22 protein-coding genes and 1 pseudogene are annotated in these 19,771 nt (G+C 46.2%); 11 read left to right on the plus strand and 12 right to left on the minus strand.

All coding sequences use genetic code 11. The features are described 5' to 3' along the window. Nucleotides 1-64 precede the first annotated feature (64 nt). Nucleotides 65-589, minus strand: a complete 525-nt coding sequence (locus AAW31_RS13150) for a UPF0158 family protein (RefSeq protein ID WP_144412964.1) — start codon at nt 587-589, stop codon at nt 65-67. Between the two features lie 434 nt (nt 590-1,023). Here AAW31_RS13150 and AAW31_RS13155 point away from each other — a divergent pair, with 434 nt between their 5' ends. The 3 genes from AAW31_RS13155 to AAW31_RS13165 all read left to right on the plus strand — a co-directional run bounded on the left by AAW31_RS13155 (nt 1,024) and on the right by AAW31_RS13165 (nt 3,736). Continuing rightward, nucleotides 1,024-1,404, plus strand: a complete 381-nt coding sequence (locus tag AAW31_RS13155) for a hypothetical protein (RefSeq protein WP_144412965.1) — start codon at nt 1,024-1,026, stop codon at nt 1,402-1,404. A 993-nt stretch (nt 1,405-2,397) separates the two neighbouring features. Further along, nucleotides 2,398-2,802 (plus strand): PDZ domain-containing protein, encoded by a 405-nt coding sequence (locus AAW31_RS13160; RefSeq protein ID WP_046850568.1) that lies wholly within the window; start codon nt 2,398-2,400, stop codon nt 2,800-2,802. A 289-nt stretch (nt 2,803-3,091) separates the two neighbouring features. After that, a complete protein-coding gene (locus AAW31_RS13165; RefSeq protein WP_046850569.1) occupies nt 3,092-3,736 on the plus strand; it encodes a hypothetical protein in 645 nt (214 codons plus the stop codon). Here the strand turns inward: AAW31_RS13165 and AAW31_RS13170 are convergent. Next, on the minus strand, nt 3,686-4,204 hold the full coding sequence (locus AAW31_RS13170) for a thermonuclease family protein (RefSeq protein WP_052752259.1): 519 nt from the start codon (nt 4,202-4,204) through the stop codon (nt 3,686-3,688). The two genes, AAW31_RS13165 and AAW31_RS13170, sit on opposite strands and share 51 nt — an antisense overlap. Between AAW31_RS13170 and AAW31_RS13180 the strand changes: the two are divergent. Then, nucleotides 4,187-5,358, plus strand: a pseudogene (locus AAW31_RS13180) (IS3 family transposase). The gene AAW31_RS13170 and the pseudogene AAW31_RS13180 overlap by 18 nt on opposite strands. Nucleotides 5,359-5,639: 281 nt before the next feature. Here AAW31_RS13180 and AAW31_RS13185 read toward each other — a convergent pair. Further along, nucleotides 5,640-6,080 carry a transposase gene (locus AAW31_RS13185; protein WP_158441531.1) on the minus strand — a complete coding sequence of 147 codons (441 nt, stop codon included), beginning with the start codon at nt 6,078-6,080 and terminating at the stop codon, nt 5,640-5,642. Beyond that, nucleotides 5,992-6,258, minus strand: a complete 267-nt coding sequence (locus AAW31_RS20075; protein WP_082110461.1) for an IS630 transposase-related protein — start codon at nt 6,256-6,258, stop codon at nt 5,992-5,994. Before AAW31_RS20075 ends, AAW31_RS13185 begins: the two co-directional genes overlap by 89 nt. Before the next feature lie 70 nt (nt 6,259-6,328). Between AAW31_RS20075 and AAW31_RS13190 the strand changes: the two genes are divergently transcribed. From AAW31_RS13190 to AAW31_RS23740, 3 genes are all read left to right on the plus strand, one after another. Beyond that, on the plus strand, nt 6,329-6,688 hold the full coding sequence (locus AAW31_RS13190; protein ID WP_046850125.1) for an IS630 transposase-related protein: 360 nt from the start codon (nt 6,329-6,331) through the stop codon (nt 6,686-6,688). After that, on the plus strand, nt 6,684-7,154 hold the full coding sequence (locus tag AAW31_RS13195) for a transposase (RefSeq protein ID WP_144412826.1): 471 nt from the start codon (nt 6,684-6,686) through the stop codon (nt 7,152-7,154). Before AAW31_RS13190 ends, AAW31_RS13195 begins: the two co-directional genes overlap by 5 nt. 350 nt (nt 7,155-7,504) lie before the next feature. Then, nucleotides 7,505-7,666, plus strand: a complete 162-nt coding sequence (locus tag AAW31_RS23740) for a transposase (protein WP_392390564.1) — start codon at nt 7,505-7,507, stop codon at nt 7,664-7,666. On the opposite strand, the gene AAW31_RS22270 is transcribed toward AAW31_RS23740, so the two are convergent. Beyond that, the gene (locus AAW31_RS22270) at nt 7,623-8,015 is read right to left on the minus strand and encodes a hypothetical protein (protein WP_200899636.1); all 393 of its coding nucleotides are present in this window, start codon (nt 8,013-8,015) and stop codon (nt 7,623-7,625) included. The two genes, AAW31_RS23740 and AAW31_RS22270, sit on opposite strands and share 44 nt — an antisense overlap. A gap of 6 nt (nt 8,016-8,021) precedes the next feature. Here AAW31_RS22270 and AAW31_RS20085 point away from each other — a divergent pair, with 6 nt between their 5' ends. Together AAW31_RS20085 and AAW31_RS21430 are read left to right on the plus strand one after the other, a co-directional pair. Next, complete coding sequence (locus AAW31_RS20085) at nt 8,022-8,861, plus strand: ISAzo13-like element transposase-related protein (protein ID WP_200899637.1); 840 nt, start codon at nt 8,022-8,024, stop codon at nt 8,859-8,861. 64 nt (nt 8,862-8,925) lie between these two features. Then, nucleotides 8,926-9,084: a hypothetical protein gene (locus AAW31_RS21430; RefSeq protein ID WP_158441533.1), complete on the plus strand. Its 159-nt coding sequence runs from the start codon at nt 8,926-8,928 to the stop codon at nt 9,082-9,084. A 126-nt stretch (nt 9,085-9,210) separates the two neighbouring features. Here the strand turns inward: AAW31_RS21430 and AAW31_RS21435 are convergent, their stop codons facing one another. Then, nucleotides 9,211-9,369 (minus strand): hypothetical protein, encoded by a 159-nt coding sequence (locus tag AAW31_RS21435; RefSeq protein WP_158441535.1) that lies wholly within the window; start codon nt 9,367-9,369, stop codon nt 9,211-9,213. A gap of 1,056 nt (nt 9,370-10,425) precedes the next feature. Here AAW31_RS21435 and AAW31_RS13215 point away from each other — a divergent pair. Continuing rightward, nucleotides 10,426-11,154: a hypothetical protein gene (locus tag AAW31_RS13215; protein WP_046850573.1), complete on the plus strand. Its 729-nt coding sequence runs from the start codon at nt 10,426-10,428 to the stop codon at nt 11,152-11,154. A gap of 409 nt (nt 11,155-11,563) precedes the next feature. Here the strand turns inward: AAW31_RS13215 and AAW31_RS13220 are convergent, their stop codons facing one another. From AAW31_RS13220 to AAW31_RS13230, 4 genes are read right to left on the minus strand one after another with little or no spacing between them, the layout of a single operon-like run. Next, on the minus strand, nt 11,564-14,671 hold the full coding sequence (locus AAW31_RS13220; protein ID WP_052752260.1) for an ATP-binding protein: 3,108 nt from the start codon (nt 14,669-14,671) through the stop codon (nt 11,564-11,566). Continuing rightward, a complete protein-coding gene (locus AAW31_RS22870; RefSeq protein WP_052752261.1) occupies nt 14,661-14,960 on the minus strand; it encodes an SAM domain-containing protein in 300 nt (99 codons plus the stop codon). Before AAW31_RS22870 ends, AAW31_RS13220 begins: the two co-directional genes overlap by 11 nt. After that, complete coding sequence (locus AAW31_RS13225) at nt 14,957-15,235, minus strand: hypothetical protein (RefSeq protein WP_158441537.1); 279 nt, start codon at nt 15,233-15,235, stop codon at nt 14,957-14,959. Before AAW31_RS13225 ends, AAW31_RS22870 begins: the two co-directional genes overlap by 4 nt. Nucleotides 15,236-15,260: 25 nt before the next feature. Beyond that, complete coding sequence (locus AAW31_RS13230) at nt 15,261-17,348, minus strand: AarF/UbiB family protein (RefSeq protein ID WP_046850575.1); 2,088 nt, start codon at nt 17,346-17,348, stop codon at nt 15,261-15,263. A 652-nt stretch (nt 17,349-18,000) separates the two neighbouring features. Between AAW31_RS13230 and AAW31_RS13235 the strand changes: the two genes are divergently transcribed. Beyond that, a complete protein-coding gene (locus AAW31_RS13235; RefSeq protein ID WP_235264375.1) occupies nt 18,001-18,495 on the plus strand; it encodes a thermonuclease family protein in 495 nt (164 codons plus the stop codon). Between the two features lie 23 nt (nt 18,496-18,518). Here the strand turns inward: AAW31_RS13235 and AAW31_RS13240 are convergent, their stop codons facing one another. Both AAW31_RS13240 and AAW31_RS13245 read right to left on the minus strand, forming a co-directional pair. Continuing rightward, a complete protein-coding gene (locus AAW31_RS13240) occupies nt 18,519-19,151 on the minus strand; it encodes an exonuclease/endonuclease/phosphatase family protein (RefSeq protein WP_046850576.1) in 633 nt (210 codons plus the stop codon). Between the two features lie 22 nt (nt 19,152-19,173). After that, nucleotides 19,174-19,488, minus strand: coding sequence for a hypothetical protein (locus AAW31_RS13245; RefSeq protein WP_046850577.1), 315 nt, complete (start codon nt 19,486-19,488; stop codon nt 19,174-19,176). Between the last annotated feature and the right edge of the window lie 283 nt (nt 19,489-19,771).

Here is a 19,771-nt window from a genome sequence, read left to right on the forward strand (position 1 = left end):
AAAGCAACGATAGGGCAACGTCATCAAGCGAATAATCAGGATTCAGTAGGAAATCCAATCCCCATTATACCCATTCCGGCTCAATCCCATGCTGTCTCAGAAATTCGAGGGCAAGCTCATTCATTCGCTCTTCCCTATAATTGAAGTATGCCTTCACTGCGTCATCATCTTGCACATTCTTTAACCAGTAACCGATTGACTTTGGTCCATAGTAAACACCTGCTGCAGCTTGATATTGCACCTTGTCATCTGTCCAAGGACTAGCAAGAAACTCCTGAAGAATTTGGTGGTGCTTGCCGTGAGATAGGCTAGCGACTTCAAGGAAATTCTCAGGGTGTGTATCAATCAACGCTTTATTCTTTATATTTTCTTCAGCTGAGCACCCATCCCATTCAGCTTTTTGGTCTTCGCTGTATAAATAAAGTATTTCTCCATTCGTTAAATCAAGATACACAGTCCGATCAAAGGGATTTTGGAAGTCAGCATCTGGAAAAAATGCCAAACTGAACAATGATTGGTTAATCTTAAGTCTAGTCATGTTTTGTATCCATGTTAATAGCCGTAAGTTATTTCTAGGATGTGCATTCAATATCACCCACCATAAGACATTTCATAAATATAACGAGAATCTTGGTCGATTTTGTACAGAAATAAATAGCAGGGTTTAACTAACTGATGAGCAATAGGAAATTTTATATCAACTCTTATTACTTCAAAAGTGATTTTATGTCGAAGTCATTGATGACTATCATGGTGTACCTCCTTGAACAATGGATGAGAAAAAGCAAAACGCCCAAGGCCGATTGATGACCGAGGGCGCTTTGCAGGATGCGACACTTTCAGACTATTGAGCCCATAGCGTCGCCGAAGGCTCTTGTGGTTATTGGGTTAGTTCATTGATTGCATTGGAATATTGGAGAGGCTTAGATATTTTGAGTTAGTACGACCAAAGTACAATTTCAATCTGGCTAAGGTAATAAGAAAATCATCATCATCTAATTTCATTTACTGAGGTGGATGATCATGAACTGCAAAACATGCGGTAAAGATCTCGGATTAGGCCCTCGATATGTTCTTCTAGATGAAACACAAATGTGCCTTTGGCGAGCACCCGACGCGATGCCGGAAGTCAATATCGGGGAAGCAGCCATACTCGGTTATTATTGCTGTGAGCAACATGCGATTGAGGCGTGTAGCTCATATTTAACCCTTGCAGGTGCCGAAGCTACATGGCCAGATGTGCTACCGATTGAAAATTGCGGCATTTGCAAAGAAAGTTTTAATACCAATACATGGCATAAAGTACTTGCGTTGAGTAAAGAGCGTGGTCATGAAGACAAACCTGAAACTATCGGTATTAAATATGTGGCTCGATTTTGTCAGAAATGTTATACCGTAGTTTGATGCTCTCACTGGTATAGGACAGCAAATGCCTGATTGAACTAAAAGGAGATCAATATAAACAGCCTAATTCTTCATACCCCACCAGACTGGCTATATTGCTCATTGATTAGAAGATATGAAAAGCGGAGCATCTTTTTAAAGCACTCTGAATAATCATTACTCCTCCTGGACATAAAGCAGTTACCCACATCCTTATCCACGGAAATTGTGGATAAAAGCTTTTTAATATTAGCTAAAAGCTACTATTAAAGGCTCTAAGTATTTTCTGGAATCTTCCCATAATAGATTTTGCTTTTAACGCAATTTATCTTGTTGTTTTGAAAACCGGATTTTTAGCTAGGGTCTGTTGACGTTTTAAGATAACGTGAGTTCGACATAAAAATCACAACACCACGGCTGGAGAAGCTTGATGGAGTCTGATATTAAGCGATGGTTTCTTTTCACGAATAATGATAAAGCTCTTCTCCAAATTCTGATTGCTGAGTCGTGACGATAGCAGGCAGTCTCAGTCAAATCAGGCGTGCTGTGCCAACGCACACTTATTTTGCTTCTGCCTATAACGCCGGGATTTAGATTCATCAGGTTAAAGAAAATCCCTTTGATTCTTCGTCTCACGCAACCGCGTGGGATGTAACAGGTAGGGTTGAATGACGGGAACTGTTGGAACGATCAGAAGGTTGTACCACAGCGGCTGGAAATTGCCGGGCAATTGTCATTTTTTTGCATACTCTCTCATGTTTTTTACACATTTTCTTTATAGCTAATTAAGGTTTTTGCTTATTTTAATGTTCATCAAGAGAATATATTTTATCTGACTTAATTTAAGTATTAAATCAGGTATTTAGCTCAACCTGAGCTGTTAAATCTAAATTAAGTTTGATTTTGCGTGTGATTTAACGAAGGCAAAGGCGTTAGTTCTAACGCTTAAGTAGTTGCTGGTAAAAACAGTCAGTGCATGTTTTTTATTTACTTAATATCCAAGGAGAAGATTCAATGAAAGCTAAATCATTAAAAATGTTTGTCGCTAGTTTTATATCATTGTGCGCCTTTACCGCAACGATGCCTGTCCTTGCGGTTAATAATCAGACCAACGGTGGTGGGGGGACAGCACAAGATAGTACAGCAGCTCTGATCATCGCGGGAAGCGAAAAGTGTGGAATTACAGCCAACAATTCAAATGGTGGGTTGGGAGTAACAGTAACACAGGTTACCCCGGGAAAGCCGTGTGGTGACGCTGGTATCGAAGTAGGTGATATAATCATTGCTGTCAATACTAAGGCAACAAGTACGTTGAGACAATTGGATGACGCAATATCCAATGCAACTGGAGCCGTTCCTGTTATCGTTCAAGATGTCAACTCAGGAGATATCTTTCAGATCATTGTGACATTCTCGTAACGACAATATATGGTTTTCGGCCAGGCATATACTCTTCCCATGGATTCCAGCGATCGTCTTGCAGTAATGACGTGATGACGAATCTATGTGAGGAGTATCAATGAAGAACTTACTGTCACAGCCTTAGTATTCGATATTTGCGTCCATCAGCCAGGGCCGACGTGTTTTTAGAACTATAGCCAAATATGGTGTATGGAGATTCAAGCAGTTATCTGTTTTTGATCTCCTGCTTGTTTAATGCCGTTAACAAATTTAACTCTAGATTCAACAAGTTAATCAAAAAGATGTTATGACATCTCTTATCTCAACACTATTACTGTTATTCCTACTGTTCCCGCCTTTATCTTGGAGCGAGGATGCATATTTTTATGAAAATATCCTGAGTATTGAAGAGGTTTCAGTTCCACCTGGTAAAGTTGTAAATGCTAAATTCAAATTAGCAGAAGATGGTCGATGGGATTTATTGCAATACCAATATGCTGAAGAACAAAAACAAAAGGAAGTAAAACAGATTGCATTTGGGTTTGATAGCGGCTTTTGCTTTGGATATTGCAATACTCATGTATTGATTAATCCATACAAAATTATACTAACAAAGATACCCAACAGATTAAATTCAGCCGACGAACAACTGCCAAACATAATTACAGAAGTTACGCAAAGTTTAGATTCTTGGAGTGCTTTGGTTAAATTAATAGATTTTTCATCATTTGAATCATTACCTGACACTATTGGATGCCCTGGATGTGCAGATGCTCCTAGTTATTTCATCCAGATTGATTATGACAACAAAAATAAGCGCATAGTCTTCGAAGAACAAGACGCACCTAGCGGCGAGTTATTTGTCAGATTGAATCAAATCCTTTTAGAACAGGATGCCAATTTACAATTGGGGATTGAGAAACTTTTCAGAGTTCAAGCTGGAACTCCGTAGCTGAAAAATAGTCGAAAACGCTTTAATTTTGCCTGCACCTACAATGTAAGGGATTAGATTCCATATTTTATCGCCTACTTTCCGCCATTCCCAAATCGGAACTTGCTGGGCTTCCGGTAAACTCCATAGCCCCGCCCTATTCTGCCTAGCCTGCTTCTCCAAAGCGTAGAAGCGTTGATAACGGGCATATTTTCGATACACCCAAGCTGCACCAAGCCTTACCATTTCTGCATTGACATCAGTACCGTCCGTATAGACACGCCCGACTTTACATCCATAGCGATCTGTATCCTGCACTTTGACACTTACCGTTTTTCCATAGACGAGCCGCGATAATTCCTGCTTGGCACGCGATCCATAAGGCTGTGCAGATTCTGGTGTATCGATCTGACCTGGTCTAATGGATCTGGACAGTCCAGTTAAGAGAAAATAGCTTAATTGGAGGAAGAAATGGTAACGAGGAAACAATATACAAAGGAATACAAATTAGATGCGATCAGCCTGGTATTAGAACAGGGCCATACAACATCAGAAGTATCTCGAAGTCTGGAAATCAATGCCAATATGTTGAGGAGGTGGATCAGGGAGTACCAGGCGGATGATGCTGATCAGTCATTCCGGGGGAATGGGAAACTGACAGCGGAGCAGGAAGAGATCCGGCAGTTGAAGGCGCAGATCAAGCAACTCAAGCTGGAGAGGGAAATACTAAAGGAAGCGACGGTCTTTTTCGCGAAAGAAACGAAGTGAAATATTCGTTCATCACCCAAAGGAAGAAGACCTACCCAGTTGGTTTGATGTGCCAACTCGTGGGTGTGAGTCGTAGTGCCTACTATGATTATGTCCGGTGCACTGACAATTGTTCTGCAGACCCGTATCACGAGGAAATAGTTGAAACGGTTCGAGGCATAGCGAACTCCAGCAATCATAGCTACGGCAGCCGCAGAATCGGAAAGGCGCTCAATGCGTTGGGTTATCCGGTTGGTCGCTGGAAAGCTCGAAGTCTGATGCGAGAAGCGGGTGTGCAAGTGAGGTACCGGAAGAAGTACAAAGTGACCACTGACAGCAATCACTAACAACCGGTGTTTGAGAACAAACTGAATCGACAGTTCGATGTTGAAGCCCCAAATCAAGTCTACGTTGGCGACATAACCTATATTTGGACTCAGGAAGGCTGGCTGTATCTGGCTGTTGTCATTGATTTGTTTTCCAGGAAGGTAGTTGGCTGGAGCATAAACTCAAGAATGAAAGCGAGACTGGTGTGTGATGCATTGAGAATGGCTATCTGGCAGCGCCAGCCACAACCAGGATTGATGGTACATTCAGATCGCGGATCGCAATATGCCAGCAGGGAATACCGACGGCTTCTGGAAATACATGGCTTTATGGGTAGCATGAGCCGCACCGGTGATTGTTTCGATAATGCTGTGGCTGAAAGCTTCTTTGGCAGCCTTAAACAGGAACTAGTGCAGTGGCGGCATTACCAAACCCGCTATGCAGCACAGCAAGATTTGCTGCAGTATATTTCCATGTTTTATAACAGTCATCGATTACACTCATACCTGGAATACAAAAGCCCGAATCAATATGAGATAGAAACCGAAAAATTGAAAAAAGTCGCTTAACTGGGTTGTCCGGTTTTACTTGACCAGGTCACTTATAGATCTTTTATCTTCGCTTATTTTCATGACTTCTCCTTCGCTGTGATAGTTTGGTGGAACTTACTATTCTATCAGCATAGGAGAGGGCGCCAATTCAGCCAATGTGTAACAGAGCTATAGCCTAACCAGTTAAGACTGATCAAGATGTATAAGATTTGAAGAGCATCTCAACGGTCTGGCCTTGTTGTCTACGCAGTGCTTTGGCCTGTGCTCATGTATGTTCGATGGGGTTTAGATCAAGCAAATCAAGCGGGCAAATATTCAAGGGTGTGCCCAGCATTTTGTATGGCCTCTTGCGTATCCTGCCTCTTATGGAAAGTGGCATTGTCCATTACAACGACGGCATGTGACGGCAATTTAGGCAACAGGTACTGCATCGCCCATTCGTGAAACACATCCGCATTGATATTGAGTGCAAACAGGCTGACGGTGAGCAATAGCTTTCCGATCAGCGCGCCGATCGCGTTGATACGACCTGGCGCATGCCAGTCATGCGTGCCATGACATCTCTGACCAGCAGGTGCATAGCCATGAGTGCGTGGTGCATCATGGGCAAAGCCACTTTCATCAAGGTAGACAATGGCCTGGCCTGCAGCTTCATAAGCGGCGATCTTCTCCTGGAAGATGCGTCGTGCGTTTGCGTCTGCTTTGGGATGCTTCAGAGTTTTTTTTATAGGTGATGTCAAGCTTCTTGAGCGCCAGATTGCGTTGGCGAAACCCTTGAGGTTTACGATGGATGTTCTTAACCCAGCGTGTCACGCTTGCCACGCCAATATCAAACCGGGCCGCCACCTCGGCTATCGTAAGTCCTTCTTTCTTTCGGACAGACAGGACTTTACGGCGGAAATCTAATGAATATGCCATCTCTAAATTATAATCAAAATTATCTGGTTATGCTATAGCATGTCCCCTATAAATTGATTATAATTTACAGATGACCTATCCGATATTATTTCGCCGTAAAGTATTATCCGTTCGTGAGAAGGAGAACCTCTCAATCGCGCAAGTGGCCAAGCGTTTTGGTGTAGGGGTCGCCAGCGTGATGCGTTGGATCAAAACTCCCGATCCCAAGACCACCCGCAACAAACCTGCCACCAAGATCAACATGGAAATGTTGGCGCAGGACATCAAGAATTATCCGGACGCGTATCAGTACGAGCGCGCCAAACGGTTGGGTGTCAGCAAGCAAGGCATTAACCATGCTTTAAAGCGTCTGGGCGTGACTTATAAAAAAAAGCCTGTGTCACCCCAAAGCCAGCGAAAAAGAGCGGCGTATCTTCCAGCAAAAAATTGAAGACTATGAGCGAGCAGGCCGCGTTATCGTCTACCTTGATGAAAGCGGCTTTGCGCACGACATGCCACGCACGCATGGCTATGCGCCAGTGGGTGAGCGCGTCCATGGCGTAAAAAACTGGCATGCACGAGGTCGAACCAATGTGATTGGCGCTCTCATCGGAAAGACGCTGCTGACCATAAGTCTGTTCATCGCCAATATCACCGCTGACATTTTCTATGCGTGGATAACGCAGGACCTGTTGCCTAAACTTTTGCCCGCTTGCGTGATTGTCATGGACAACGCAACCTTTCATAAACGGCAGGATATCCAAACCGCCATTGCCAATGCCGGGCATACACTTGAATACCTACCGCCTTATTCCCCTGACTTAAATGACATTGAACCCAAATGGGCTCAGGCCAAAGCCATCAGAAAAAAGGAAGGTTGTTCCATCGAGCAGCTCTTTGCCGCTTATGAAATTTAAATCATTTTATATGGGATCTGCTATATAACGCGGGTTCGCGCGGATTATTGCGGACTTCGAGGTTTCATGAAATCCGGCAACTTCGCTCATTTTTTCTCTCTTTGCACCATTATTCTCTCCACCCCTACCCCTCATGCATGTGCGAAGTCCGCAAGTTTGTATTTTTTAGATGATAATAATCAATGAATTGCGCGCGGACTATTCAAGTGGTTTATTTTCGGCATTGGTAGGCGGAGAAAACAGCTCGTTTTAGGGTGAGAAAATGACACATACTGACCAGTTTCGACATGCCTAATATCAACGCCGACATCTTCCATGCATGGGTTATACCGGACCTCTTGCCCAAGCTCCTGACCGCCTGCGTGACTATCATGGACAAAGCGACCTTCCACAAACGGCAGGATATCAAAACCGCCTTTGCCAATGCCAGGCATACGCTTGAATACCTGTCATCTTATTCTCCAGACTTTAATGATATTGAGCCAAAATGGGTTCAGGGCAGAGCCATTTAAGGCGAGTTCCGAGAAAGGCCATTCCCATTGAGGTAGAATTGGGCTTCCACTTATTTAACCACTGAGCTTGATCATGCTGTCCGCCTCTGCCCCGACTGTTACGCCCCTGAGTACGTCCCAAATCGAAAACCTGAGACTGGCGAGTTCGAAAATGCTCGGACCGGAACGCCGATCCTTTCAGGCGGCGATGACGTTGAAATATTGCCGGGGCAACTCCCGCCAGGCGGAGCAGGTGTTTGGCTGAAATCGCGACACGATCGAACTCGGGTTGAATGAACAGCGCACGGGCGTGATTTGCCTGGGGGCGCACGCAGCGTACTGCGGAAACCGCCCCTGGGAGGAGAAGCACCCTGACGTGGCGCAGGCCCTATGGGCATTGGCGCAATCTCACTGTCAGCAAGGCCCGACCTTCCGTACGTCGCTATCGTATACTCGGCTGACTGTGGCGGCGGCGTTGGATCGGTTACGCGCCCAAGGCTTTTCAGAGGATTGCTTACCATCGCCCAGCACGATGGCGCAGGTGCTGAACCGGAATAGCTACCGCCTACGCAAGGTAGTCAAGGCCAAACCCCAAAAAAAACTCCCGGAAACGGATGCCATCTTTGCCAATATCACGGACAAGGACGGAAAACCCATAGCGGACCCAGCGTGTGTGGAAGTTGGGCAGGTCATGCGCCTGAGCATCGACTGCAAGGCCACTGTAAAGATCGGGGAATACTCCCGGGGTGGAAAAACCCGCGGTGACTCCCAGGCCGCCGATCACGATATGGGCTGCGAGGAAAAACAGGTTCCGTTTGGGATCGTGCAAGAGTATAGTGGGCAGTTGCATCTGACGTTTGCAAGCTCCTTCAAGACCAGTGACTTCATCGTGGATGGCTTGGAGGACTGGTGGCAGGCCATCCCCAGGGAAAAGCAGGCCGTGATGACACACATTCAACTCAAAGTGGACAATGGCCCGGAAAGCAGCGGGGTGCGCACCCAGTTCCTCAAGCGCATGGTGGAGTTCGCGGATACGACCGGAAAAATCATCCAACTGCTGTCCTATCCGCCATACCACAGCAAATATAATCCCATCGAACGATGTTGGGGAATTCTGGAACAGCATTGGAATGGAGCCCAACTGGTGGATACCGCAACCATGCTGGCATGGGCGAAAAGCATGACCTGGAAAGGTAGCCACCCGATGGTAAATTGAGCCGTAGGCTCTACCAGAAAGGCGTTGCTCTATCCAGGAAAACTATACGGGAGATCGAAGCCAGATGGGAGCGCAATCCGCTTTTGCCCAAATGGGACATTCTGATTCGGCCTGCCTGATGGGGATGTTTACTTTCGGAAATCGCCTAAGCGATTCGCTCAATGATGAATTTTCCACTCATCTACTCAAGGATGCTGCCATACTGATGAATGACTATTCTTAATAGCAGACTCAAGGCCACGTCGACAATTTTTGCCGAGTGGGTATCGTACATTCTGACCCATCGCAGGCTTAATAATTCTTGTCTTGGTTATCGATCTGCTGCAAGGACGTTGAAAACCAAAATGAGCTACGATTTAGAGTTGTTCAGTGTCGAAGATTTTGTGTTATTGCGTTTAATCGAACGCAACACGGCTTTCTCGATCAGGTAGGCAATGACCATCATTACCATGCCTACCAGTCGCCGTTCCATTTTTCGAGTGAAAGACCCTTTAGGGATCGAATTCATAGAAGTTCCGTTCAACATAACTCTAATTTCAATTGAAGAGCGCACAGAAAAAATAAAATCCTTCTTTTAAAATTCATTATACGCAACCCCGATGTTTAAGCAAATATGGTGCTGAACGGTAAAATAGGCCACCTGAAGAGCCCTTTATCTTTTACGAAAGTGCAGTAGATGCAAAACCATATTCAGATGAACTGCAGTAGGTATGGGTGTGGGTCGGAGTCGATGAACGAATATTTCTCTAAGGACTCTTCTGTCGATAAATTTACTAAGATAGTACGCGCCAACTCATTATAGAGCTCCCTCGTAACATCTAGCTCTAATCCTTTAGCCGTCAGTATGTTTCAGGTAAAAGGACACTCGTACATGGCATCGTAAAGCATCAGCAAGACCGGACTGCCTTAAAACAGATGCATCTCAGGTATTTCTAACTGTTCAGAAAAAATTGGCTAAGCTCGATAGTGAAGAACAACTGGAAATCTGACAGAAAAGGCTCTCTGCCAAATGGAAGCACTCTAATCTCGAACCATTAACTAGTCAGAGTAGCCACATTTTGCAGCAAGACAGAACAAAAATTATAGATAATGTGATTCTTTTTCAATTTTGAGTTCCCATGTTTTTGTAAAATATGCGCTGCAACAAACCAGTTAAAGAATAGGCCCATATAGAGAAAGGATGAAGGCATTCCTGGCTTCGGCCTCTGCAGAGAGCATCGTATCATCAAGAGGATAATACTTTCGTGCGTCTAGATAGATTCTTACCAGATAATAATAGTTTGCGTAACTTTCCGAAATATTAACATTATTGATATCTATGAGGGGGAATTTTTCGAAGAGGTTTAGTTCTATGATAAGGTGAGAGCCAGAACTGGTACAGCGTGCGCTCAATATTTGATGAATCGAATATGAAATGTTCCTTCTACGCACAGCTTAAATTAAATAGGTAGCTTATTAAGATAATAGGATGTACCTCCGGCAATAGTACCAGAGCATTTCAGTAAAGTTCAGTTAAGAATTAAAAAATAGGAGTATTATTTAATATTATGGAGTTGATTAGATTGTGAATGCTGAACTTCAAGACGAAGCTCGCTTTTTGGAGCTGCTCTCCAGTGATTTAAAGCCATTTTATAAGCCGCGTTTACCCTATCACAACTGGGATGAGCATATTGAGCAAGGTCTCGGTTTTATTGGCAACCTTTGTAAGCAGGAAAAGGCCAAAGGCAACCCTATTAACTCTTTAATGGCCAAGGTTGCTTATATGGGCCATGATGCTGGTTTTCCACATGACCTCATAAAACCAGATATTTGGGAAAAGTATGGCAGTAAAGAGAGATATTCAGCCCATATAATGAGTGTTCTCTTGCAAAATTACGGGTTTGAGGAATCATTTATTCGAGGTGTTCAAACATGCATAATGTTTACAAAGATGGGCGAGCAGCTACCAGAAGATGTGGAAGAAGAACTTAGTAACACAGCTGAAGCTGTGCGCACAGCTGACCTTTCTCATGTCTTTGGGCCTTACAAGGACTTTGTCGTCGATAGCTTCAAACTCATGGAAGAAGCCAAAATGTACGGCCGAGAACCGGCCTTAGCAGAATTCAAAAATATCACCAGATTTGTGCTTACAAATTACTTGAGCCTCGGTTTTATTCCTTCTGGTACCTGCAGTATTGTTGATGGCATGAAAAATATTGAACGCTTTGATAAAGATTCACCAAGCCATTTATTGGAAGTTGTCGGGAACCAGGCGAACCGTTTCGCAAGTCTTGTAAAAAGAGAATATGCTTAAATATCTTTAAATACCAAGTTGCTTTCAATAAGTAATTGTGTAAATCTTGGGTTGACTTGTCCTTTTGGTTCTATTATCACTTTTTGCTTAACTGTTCAATAAAAGCCGAGTAGTTAGAAGCATTTTTGCCCTTCATTCGGATCAGCTGGGCTCAAAAAGAACCTGGAACTTCTCAGGTGACCGTGGAAGTGCCTGGATAGACAAGCTGAGATGGTTTAGGATTTTAATGATTGCTGTTTTTTTAGAATCGCGGCAATGATTTTCATGGTTCAGTTAGTCTGCTGGTTTTGCTCAATGTCGATTTCAAGCACCTGCTTGAGCAAATGCACTCCACTGATACACACAGTATTGACCGCCTCAAATAAGATGTTGACTTGTCTCAGTAAGGCAGATTACAGCAACAGCGATTTCACGTACCGAGCTGTTCAAGGACTGTTTTCGCTTCAATCAAGTCGAGGTTGTCGATGCATTCTTTGAATCGGGGGTACAAAGCATTCAAGATGTGTTTGGCATCATCCAATTTGTTGAGTTTCCTCCATAGCTTAGCCATGCTCGTGGCGGCTCGAAGTTCAAGCATTGCTGCATGCTGATTCTGCGCAATCTTCAGCGCTTCATAAAAACACTCTTCCGCTGCTTGTACTGAGTGATCGGATTGTTCGAGCAGCAGTTCGCCTTTTAGTCGAATTAGTTCCGCGTGCCAAAACAGTTCTCCCCCAGTGACAGCAAGCGTCAGTGCTTCCTCTATTGTGGCCAAGCCCTCGTCAATACGTTGTTCTCGTAAATATATGTCTGCCAGCAGAGACAAGGTAAAGGTATTATTGGTACTTGCCCCTGTGGCCTGAGTAGCGGACAGCCCGTTGAGTAATTGGCCGAGCCCTTCTTTATGTCCATTTTCCGCCAACACCCAGCCTTGAAAGGACGTCGCCCACGCCAATCCCAATTCAAAGGAATGTTGTGTGGAAACTGCAATGGCTTCCCTGGTGAGCTCCCCCGTTCTCTCAGCGTTATGGAGAGTGGAATAAATCCAAGAGAGGGACATTAAGGCAAAGACCAGGGTGAATGGGTGCTCTAACTTCCTTGCCAAACCAAGGGCTTCCAGCGCTAGCGGTTCAACATGCTCAATTTCACCTAATATCCACAATGTTCTGGCCAGAAAAATCCTCGCGGTTATTCCCGGATCTTGGCCATAGAAGAAGACCTGTGAACGCTGTTGATTCGGATCATTAACAGATTTTGCAGCAAACAGATGGGTTCTGGCTTCGTCAAATCGGCCAAGAAAGAAATAGGTCACACCCAAATCAAGATGAGCTTCAATCAGCAGATCCGCGCTTTGCTCACGTTGAGCCAGCGCGTGGAGATTTTCAGCTAGGCCGCACGCATTGGCGAGGTGACCTCTTACCAGATGAAATGCCCATAATCCCCGCATGGCTAGAAACTGATGCAAGGAACTGCTGTGCTCCTGTAACAGATCTTTCGCCCTTTGGTAATTTTGTTCCATATCGTCGGAAGCATAGCCTTTGACAGATAGCAAGGGGACTCCGCGTGCAAGTAGGAGCTCCAACTCAAATACGTTTCGCTCCTCGCCATGCGGCAGCTCCTTGAGTAACTTTAGCGCCTGATTAAAATGATTGAGCGCTTCGAGGTTGGCTGATCGTTCAGCATCTCGACAAGCCGCACGATGCCAGAACTCCACGGCCTGACCGGTTAATTCCGCCTGTTCATAATGATAGGCTAAGAGTTCCGGTTCAATGTTTACCCGTTCGGGGAACCGGCTCTCCATGGTTTGGGCAATGCGCGCATGGAGTGCGCGCCGGGGTTTCTTGGGGAGGGTGCTGTAGGCAGCTTCCTGGACGAGTGCATGCTTAAAGTGATAGGTCGCAAGAGGAATCTCGCCCTCCTGGAGTATGAGCCCGGATGCAACGAATCGGTCGAGGGCATTCTGCAACTCGCTGTCCGGTACTTCGACTGTAGCCTGCAACAGCTCGTAGCTAAATTCGCGCCCAATTGCGGCCCCGGCTTGGACAAGATTTTTGGCCGGCCCCAGCCGATCCACTCGTTCCATGAGCAACGCTTGGAGACTGTCCGGGATGGGTAATTCCTTTAATAGACCTTTCAAGGTAAATACATCCTTACCCTCAGTCAGCAGTCCGGATTCCAGCATATTCTCCGTCAAAGCTTCAATATAGAGGGGCACGCCATCGGTCTTAGCCAGAAGCGCCTGCTGCACCTCCGGCGGAAGCGCTTTTCCTCCTATGATAGCCGTAATGAGTTCAGCGCTTTGCCGACGCGGCAGCCGACTGAGCGTCAGAAACGTCACGTGACTGTATTCCGACCACACCGGCTTGAAGTCGGGCCGAAATGTGATCAGCAACAACACGCGCATCTGCCGAATGCGGTTAATGATTCGCGTCATGAGATCTAGTGTTGTAGGATCGATCCAGTGGGCATCTTCCACAATGAACAACACGGGGCTGCGATCGGCCAGCCGTTCTAGATAATACACGAGCGCTTCCAGTGTCATGTGTTTGCATTTTTCGGATGACACTGGAAGTGACGGGTACCGGCAATGTTCTTTGATCGAAAGCAGATCCGCAAATAATGACACTGTCTCCTGGTTCTTAATTCCTCTCTCGCGAGCCAAGGCATCAAGCTTTTCCAGTTGTGCATGAGCACTGTCCTGACTTGCGACTCCCGCTTCATGCCGCAGGAAATTAGTCACTGGATAGAGCGCCGTATTGGTATGGTACGATGAGCATTGAAAGTAAATTGCCTTGTATTGTATATCGGCGAGACGGTTACACAGGCTATTGGCAATTCGCGATTTGCCAATGCCGGCCTCACCACAGAGGAGCACGACCTGTCCTTCGCCCTCGACGGCTTCGCGCCAGCGACCTAATAAAAGTGCGAGCTCCTGTTCTCTGCCGATGAAATTGGTAAAGTGGCCGGCTCGAGAGGCTTCGAACCGGCTGGCCGGCAATAGCCTGAGACTCAGCACCTGCCAGGTTTGAATGAAGGTGTCGAACCCTTTCAGCGACAAGGTGCCATGATCGCCAAACTCGAACTCATGTTCGACAAGACGTTTCGTCACCGTGTCGATGATCAGTTGATTGGGTTGTGCAAGGTCTTGGAGGCGGGCAGCCAGATTCGGGGGCTCGCCGAATACGGATCGTTCCTTGGCGATGTCATTTCCCATAACTTCACCGACGATGACGTGACCCGTCGCGATCCCGATGCGTACTGCAATGGCAGTCTCTGAATGAGGATTATCTAGATTAAGGGACCTCACTGTATCTAGAATAGCCAGTCCGGCATGAACCGCTCGTTCCGCATCATTTTCGTGGGCATGGGGGTACCCAAAATAGACCAACATCCCATCCCCCATGTATTTTGCGATATAACCATTCAACCGGCCAATCTCTTGGCTACAGGCATCTAAAAACCGCCGGATCACATCCTGGAGATCTTCAGGATCCAACCGGCAAGACAGTGCTGTCGAATCCACAAGATCACAAAACATCACTGTCAACTGGCGACGTCCTGCTTGATCTTGTTCGGGAAGTAATGCTTGCTCTTCCGGAGGGACGCCACTGGCGTTTAGACTCAGGACTCACAACTTCAGCGCTCTGTGACAATTGAGCGATCGCGCGCAAGATTTTTTTCCGATGTCCTAGTAAAACGCCCAGCGCCTCCAGATCGCCCTCATTCAGCTCGTGTAGAACATCCCAAGTGATCGCATTGTGCTCAAACGACTCGCCATATATACCGAGACCAAGGCTATCCAGCCATGCTGATACACGACCATTCATCTTGGACAACGCCGATGGTCGATATTCCGCCCCGTCATGGGTAGGAGTAATTGCATTAAGCGTAGGCAGTTAATCGTTATGGATCGTAATCCTTCAATCATTAATAGACCGATGGTGAATGGCGATTCCACAAATAAGATGCCTAAAGGGCCTTTCACTCGAAAAAAGGAACGGCGACTGGGAGGCATGGTAATGTTGTTCTTAACATACCTGATCGAGTGAGCCGCGTTGCGCTCGACCAAGCGCAGCGGCATAAAATCTTCGGCACTGAACATCTCAGCATCGTACACCATTTTATCTTCAACGTCCCCGCATTAGATCAATAATTATACCAAGGGTCAGCAGACTTGCGACAACCCCGAATGTTATCGGTATCCACTCGGCAACAACCGCCGATGTGGCCGTGAGTCCGCTGGATAGGACACTTGCCGCTGCGATTAGGCCGAGCATCAGCCGTCGTCCCGTGTGACGCACTATATCCTCCAGTGAATTGGCTCGGAAGTTCACCACAAGCTTTGAACCGCCAGGTCGGACACCAACGAGGTGCTCGATCGCCTCGACTATGCGCAAGGCCCGTAATTTAAATTTCTGCGATTGAAACAACAATGTCTTTGGGTTGAGCGCGACACCCATGCGTTTGATCATCAGGCGCGTCAAGTACTTGCCTGCCACGTCGTAAGGATCGAGTGCTGGATCGAGCTCGGCAGTAGCTAGCTGTACCTGCGCGAGTGCCTTGGTGGCGAGCGCGAGCGAATGCGGTAGCGGTACCCCGTGCCTTAACGAGACCGCGCTCATTTCTTGCATAAGTGGACCGATCTGCATCTCGGCAAGCGAGGCAGCGCGATATTTTGCCATTACTTCACCGATCTCACTCTGGAATCGGGCCACATCGAGATCGCTGCTATTGACGGCACTTGTCATCATCAATGTGACATCAGTAAGAAATTCGGCATCTTCCTGCCACAGAGCCATCAACATTAACAGGAGATGCTCACGGAGGTCGGCTCCTACCGCGCCGACCATTCCGAAATCGAGAAAATAGATGCGGTCTTTCCACCACATCAGATTGCCTGGGTGGGGATCGGCATGAAAGAAGCCATCGACTATGATCTGTTTGTAGTAGCTCTCCAACAGTTGACGAGCGGCCTGAATGCGTTCTGGACCAGCTGGCGCCTGCTTGATCGGTATGCCTTGGATTTCTTCCATTACTATTAATCGGGACGTAGATAGATCCCGATATACGCTGGGTACAGCAAGGCGATCATAGTCTGCAAGTACCGCCTGCATCCGCTCGATGTTGCCAATCTCCTGAAGGAAGTCGAGCTCACGATGGAGCGAGGTGGAGAGGTGTTTGAACACGGCCTCCATATCGATCACCTGGTTGAGCGCAGGACGCTTTCCAACTTTCTCCGCAAACACCTCGAGTAGGGCGAGATCCTGCTCGATATCATCACGAGAGTTGGGGCGCTGAACCTTGACTACGACCCGATCACCACTTTCAAGTATCGCACGGTGAACCTGAGCGATTGTGCCAGCGGCGAGGGGCTTCGGGTCAATCGACTTGAAAACATCCTCCCATGGGACGCCCAGTTCACGCTCTGCAACCTGTACGACTTCACTCTCAGCCATGGGCGGTACATGGCTCTGCAACAATGCAAGTTCCTCAATATACTCTACCGGAAGGAGATCCGGACGGGTTGACAACACTTGCCCGAGTTTCGAGAATATCGGACCCAGCTCTTCCAAGGCGGCGCGCAAACGCTTGGCTTGCCGCCGGCGGATGGACATATCCGGTTCGTTAGATTGGCCGAACAGCTCCGTGAGGCCATGTTTCGCCATAACAGCTGCGATATGCGTTACACGCGCTACCAGTCGAGGCTCGAAAGGCGGAACTTCAACCTTAGATAGGCGCGCTCGCACCGAGTTCGGGACAGACGCATCGGCCGGTGGAAAGGTGTTCACGATAACCACGGTGCAGTGAGCATTGTGACTGATGCGGTTCGGTACGTTGCCGAGTAAAAACTCCTTACGTCCTGCCATGCCAAGATTGCCGACTACCAGCACATCAATTGCCTCTTGCGCAGCAGCGCGAACAATCGCTAATGCGGGATCGACATCAATAAAGGTCATAGCATGACCCCGCTCTCCCGCGACCTGTCGAGTGAACTGTACCAAGTTATCATTGGCCAAAGCTGCGCGTGTGCGTTCGACTTGTCCGAATTCTGTAGCATGTGGATACTGCGGCACCACCACCTCTACCACGAATAGCTCTGCGTCGTAGCGATCGGCCAACTCAGCTGCCCAGCGGACAGCCTGATCCGCGCTTTCGGAACGGTCGGTACCTACCATAACCCGTCGTATGGCAGTATTTTTCAAATGGTTTTTCATAAACGGTGTAACTGTTTAGTGAGAACAGGATCAGTCTGAATTAGTCTTTAGCTTTTTTAAGTTTAAAAGCTTAGATTGAGCTAGGAGAGCTAAGAGCCTGATTCCAAAATTAATTTAAGTCACATTAAAAGTTATATACTTTTTTAATGAAAATTAAAATAAGCAAAAACCTTAATTTAATCTAAAGAAAGTGTGTGGAAAACAAGAATAGGAAGTTTTGTAAAATGATAGGCCGCTAGACTTTGCAGTATCCCCTGCATGAATTTTTATTCAGCGTGCATGGAAGCAGCTAGCGTGACGATTTATGATGAACCTATATAGCCGCGTAATGCTGTAATTCATGCAAAGAGCGGTGAAGTGTTTTATGTCCTGCCCATTGGGACAATAGTGAACTGGCGATCGTGTATAGGAAAAGTAACACCCTTTTTAATAATAACGTGAGTTCGACATAAGCACATAAGCACATAAGCACATAAGCACATAAGCATTATTTTATGCGGTTAGAAGAGCTTGAGAGAATCTGTTATTTAGTGAGGGTTTCTTCTCACGCATAATGATGAAACTCTTTACCAAAATCCAATTATCATAAGAAATTCAAATTCCTTTTGCTATTTTCCTTATCCTGAACTCACGCTTTTAATAGGAAGATCTAGTGAGGCTCATAAATTCCAAGAAAAATTTATTCTTGCTATTACTTTACCTTGCGTTCCTGTTGCTATTTGCAGCGGCCCAGGAGCATATTGGGCGAGTCGTAGGTGTATCAGATGGAGATACACTCACGATCATCGATAACCGAAAACAGCAAATCAAAGTACGACTCGCTGAGATCGATACGCCCGAATCAGCTCAACCTTATGGAACGCGTGCAAAGCAGGCATTATCTCAGCTTGTTTACGGCAAGACTGTATGGGTCAAAGTACGGGATATCGACCGCTATGGACGTACAGTTGGACGCGTCTATGAAGGTGACATCGATGTGAACGCAGAAATGGTTAGGATTGGCGCTGCCTGGGTATACCGGAAATATGCCAGTGATCAGAATCTCTACACTTTGGAAAAACAGGCTAGACAGAATAAATCTGGGCTATGGAGTCTACCGGAAGCTCAGCAAGTCCCACCTTGGGAATGGCGAAAAATAAGAAGATAAATAGGATCATCGCCATCACGCTATCACCGCTGATTGATGATTTGATCCAACTCGTCTTTCAGTTCCGTAACGCGAAACTCGGCCCAAAGCGGCAGGTGATCGCTAATTTCTTTGCGTGCTGCATTTTTTGGTTGTCCAGCCTCCTGATAGAGCACCTTACCGAAAGGAATTACGCCAAACTTACCGGTGAACTCAAACTCGTCACTCGGTATCCAGGCAATTTTGTCGAAGGTCTTCGTTTGATCAAAATTGGTTCCCAGGCTGTTCATATCGTCTGGCATCTTAAAGTGAGGCGCATCTCCACCGGTGAGTGCCTGAAAGAAACGATCACCATCAATTTGAATGTTAAAATCGCCCACCAAAAAGAAATCAGGATCAAATACTGTGTCCTGCGCACGCCTAGCCTCGCGTTTAATGAATTTAACTAGCTCCTTTATTTCCTGTTCCCGTAGATTGACACCAATCTCTCTATGACGCGATCCTTCAGCGATGTGGACAGAAACAAGTGTGAAATCAAATCGTCCGGCGCGGAAAGATGCGCAATAGGGTGATCGTTGAAACTGAAATACATTTGGATTGGTGATTGTTCCATTGAAGGCTATTTCACAGACCAACCCGGTACTGATTACAGTTCGCTTATCGTAGAGAAATGCCATTCGCTTGTTGTTCCCGGTAGGGTCAGACACGAGACATCTTGTAATTGCCAGGTAGAAGCTCCTGTAACTTTGCCAGTCCACGTAGATTAGACTTTACCTCTTGAATAGCTACGATATTGAAGCGTTCACAGATGTCAGCGATATATTGCAGGGCGCGCTTTTTTTTCTTGTCGGAAAACTGTGCGATATTCCACGACGCAATGAGTACGTTCTCATCAACTGACCGCAATGGAACTTTAGCCAGCAATTTCATTAGTTCCTGGCGTTCACTAGCGATGATTTGCTGTTCTGTAAGCATACTGCGATTTTCCCTTTCATCTTGGTGAAATGGATGCATAGTTAGTTCATAACACCACATCTTCATCACTTAGGCGTCTTGTTAAATAACGTGAGTTGACATAAGAGCCATCACACTATTACCTGCATACGGTATAGCACACCTTTTATCGTCATGCACAAATTGCTCTTGTTATCAATAGCCTCTGGGAACAGAATCTTCAAGTGTTCCAATATTACGAGCTTGCTTTTATTTATGAAATATTTACTTTAAGACGTCAACAGACCCTAGGTCAGTCAGGAAGCAAGTAAGCTAAGAATCAAAAAAAAATGAATAAAACCCT

The organism is Nitrosomonas communis (genome assembly GCF_001007935.1).
Taxonomy (GTDB): domain Bacteria; phylum Pseudomonadota; class Gammaproteobacteria; order Burkholderiales; family Nitrosomonadaceae; genus Nitrosomonas; species Nitrosomonas communis.

Bases quoted from the DNA above. Each gene is read 5' to 3' on its own strand.
- AAW31_RS13155 (WP_144412965.1), top strand. From the start codon at position 1,024: ATGAACTGCAAAACATGCGGTAAAGATCTCGGATTAGGCCCTCGATAT.
- AAW31_RS13160 (WP_046850568.1), top strand. From the start codon at position 2,398: ATGAAAGCTAAATCATTAAAAATGTTTGTCGCTAGTTTTATATCATTG.
- AAW31_RS13165 (WP_046850569.1), top strand. From the start codon at position 3,092: ATGACATCTCTTATCTCAACACTATTACTGTTATTCCTACTGTTCCCG.
- AAW31_RS20075 (WP_082110461.1), bottom strand. From the start codon at position 6,258: ATGGCATATTCATTAGATTTCCGCCGTAAAGTCCTGTCTGTCCGAAAG.
- AAW31_RS13190 (WP_046850125.1), top strand. From the start codon at position 6,329: ATGACCTATCCGATATTATTTCGCCGTAAAGTATTATCCGTTCGTGAG.
- AAW31_RS21430 (WP_158441533.1), top strand. From the start codon at position 8,926: ATGGGAGCGCAATCCGCTTTTGCCCAAATGGGACATTCTGATTCGGCC.
- AAW31_RS21435 (WP_158441535.1), bottom strand. From the start codon at position 9,369: ATGAATTCGATCCCTAAAGGGTCTTTCACTCGAAAAATGGAACGGCGA.
- AAW31_RS13220 (WP_052752260.1), bottom strand. From the start codon at position 14,671: ATGTTTTGTGATCTTGTGGATTCGACAGCACTGTCTTGCCGGTTGGAT.
- AAW31_RS22870 (WP_052752261.1), bottom strand. From the start codon at position 14,960: ATGAATGGTCGTGTATCAGCATGGCTGGATAGCCTTGGTCTCGGTATA.
- AAW31_RS13225 (WP_158441537.1), bottom strand. From the start codon at position 15,235: ATGTTCAGTGCCGAAGATTTTATGCCGCTGCGCTTGGTCGAGCGCAAC.
- AAW31_RS13230 (WP_046850575.1), bottom strand. From the start codon at position 17,348: ATGAAAAACCATTTGAAAAATACTGCCATACGACGGGTTATGGTAGGT.
- AAW31_RS13240 (WP_046850576.1), bottom strand. From the start codon at position 19,151: ATGGCATTTCTCTACGATAAGCGAACTGTAATCAGTACCGGGTTGGTC.
- AAW31_RS13245 (WP_046850577.1), bottom strand. From the start codon at position 19,488: ATGCATCCATTTCACCAAGATGAAAGGGAAAATCGCAGTATGCTTACA.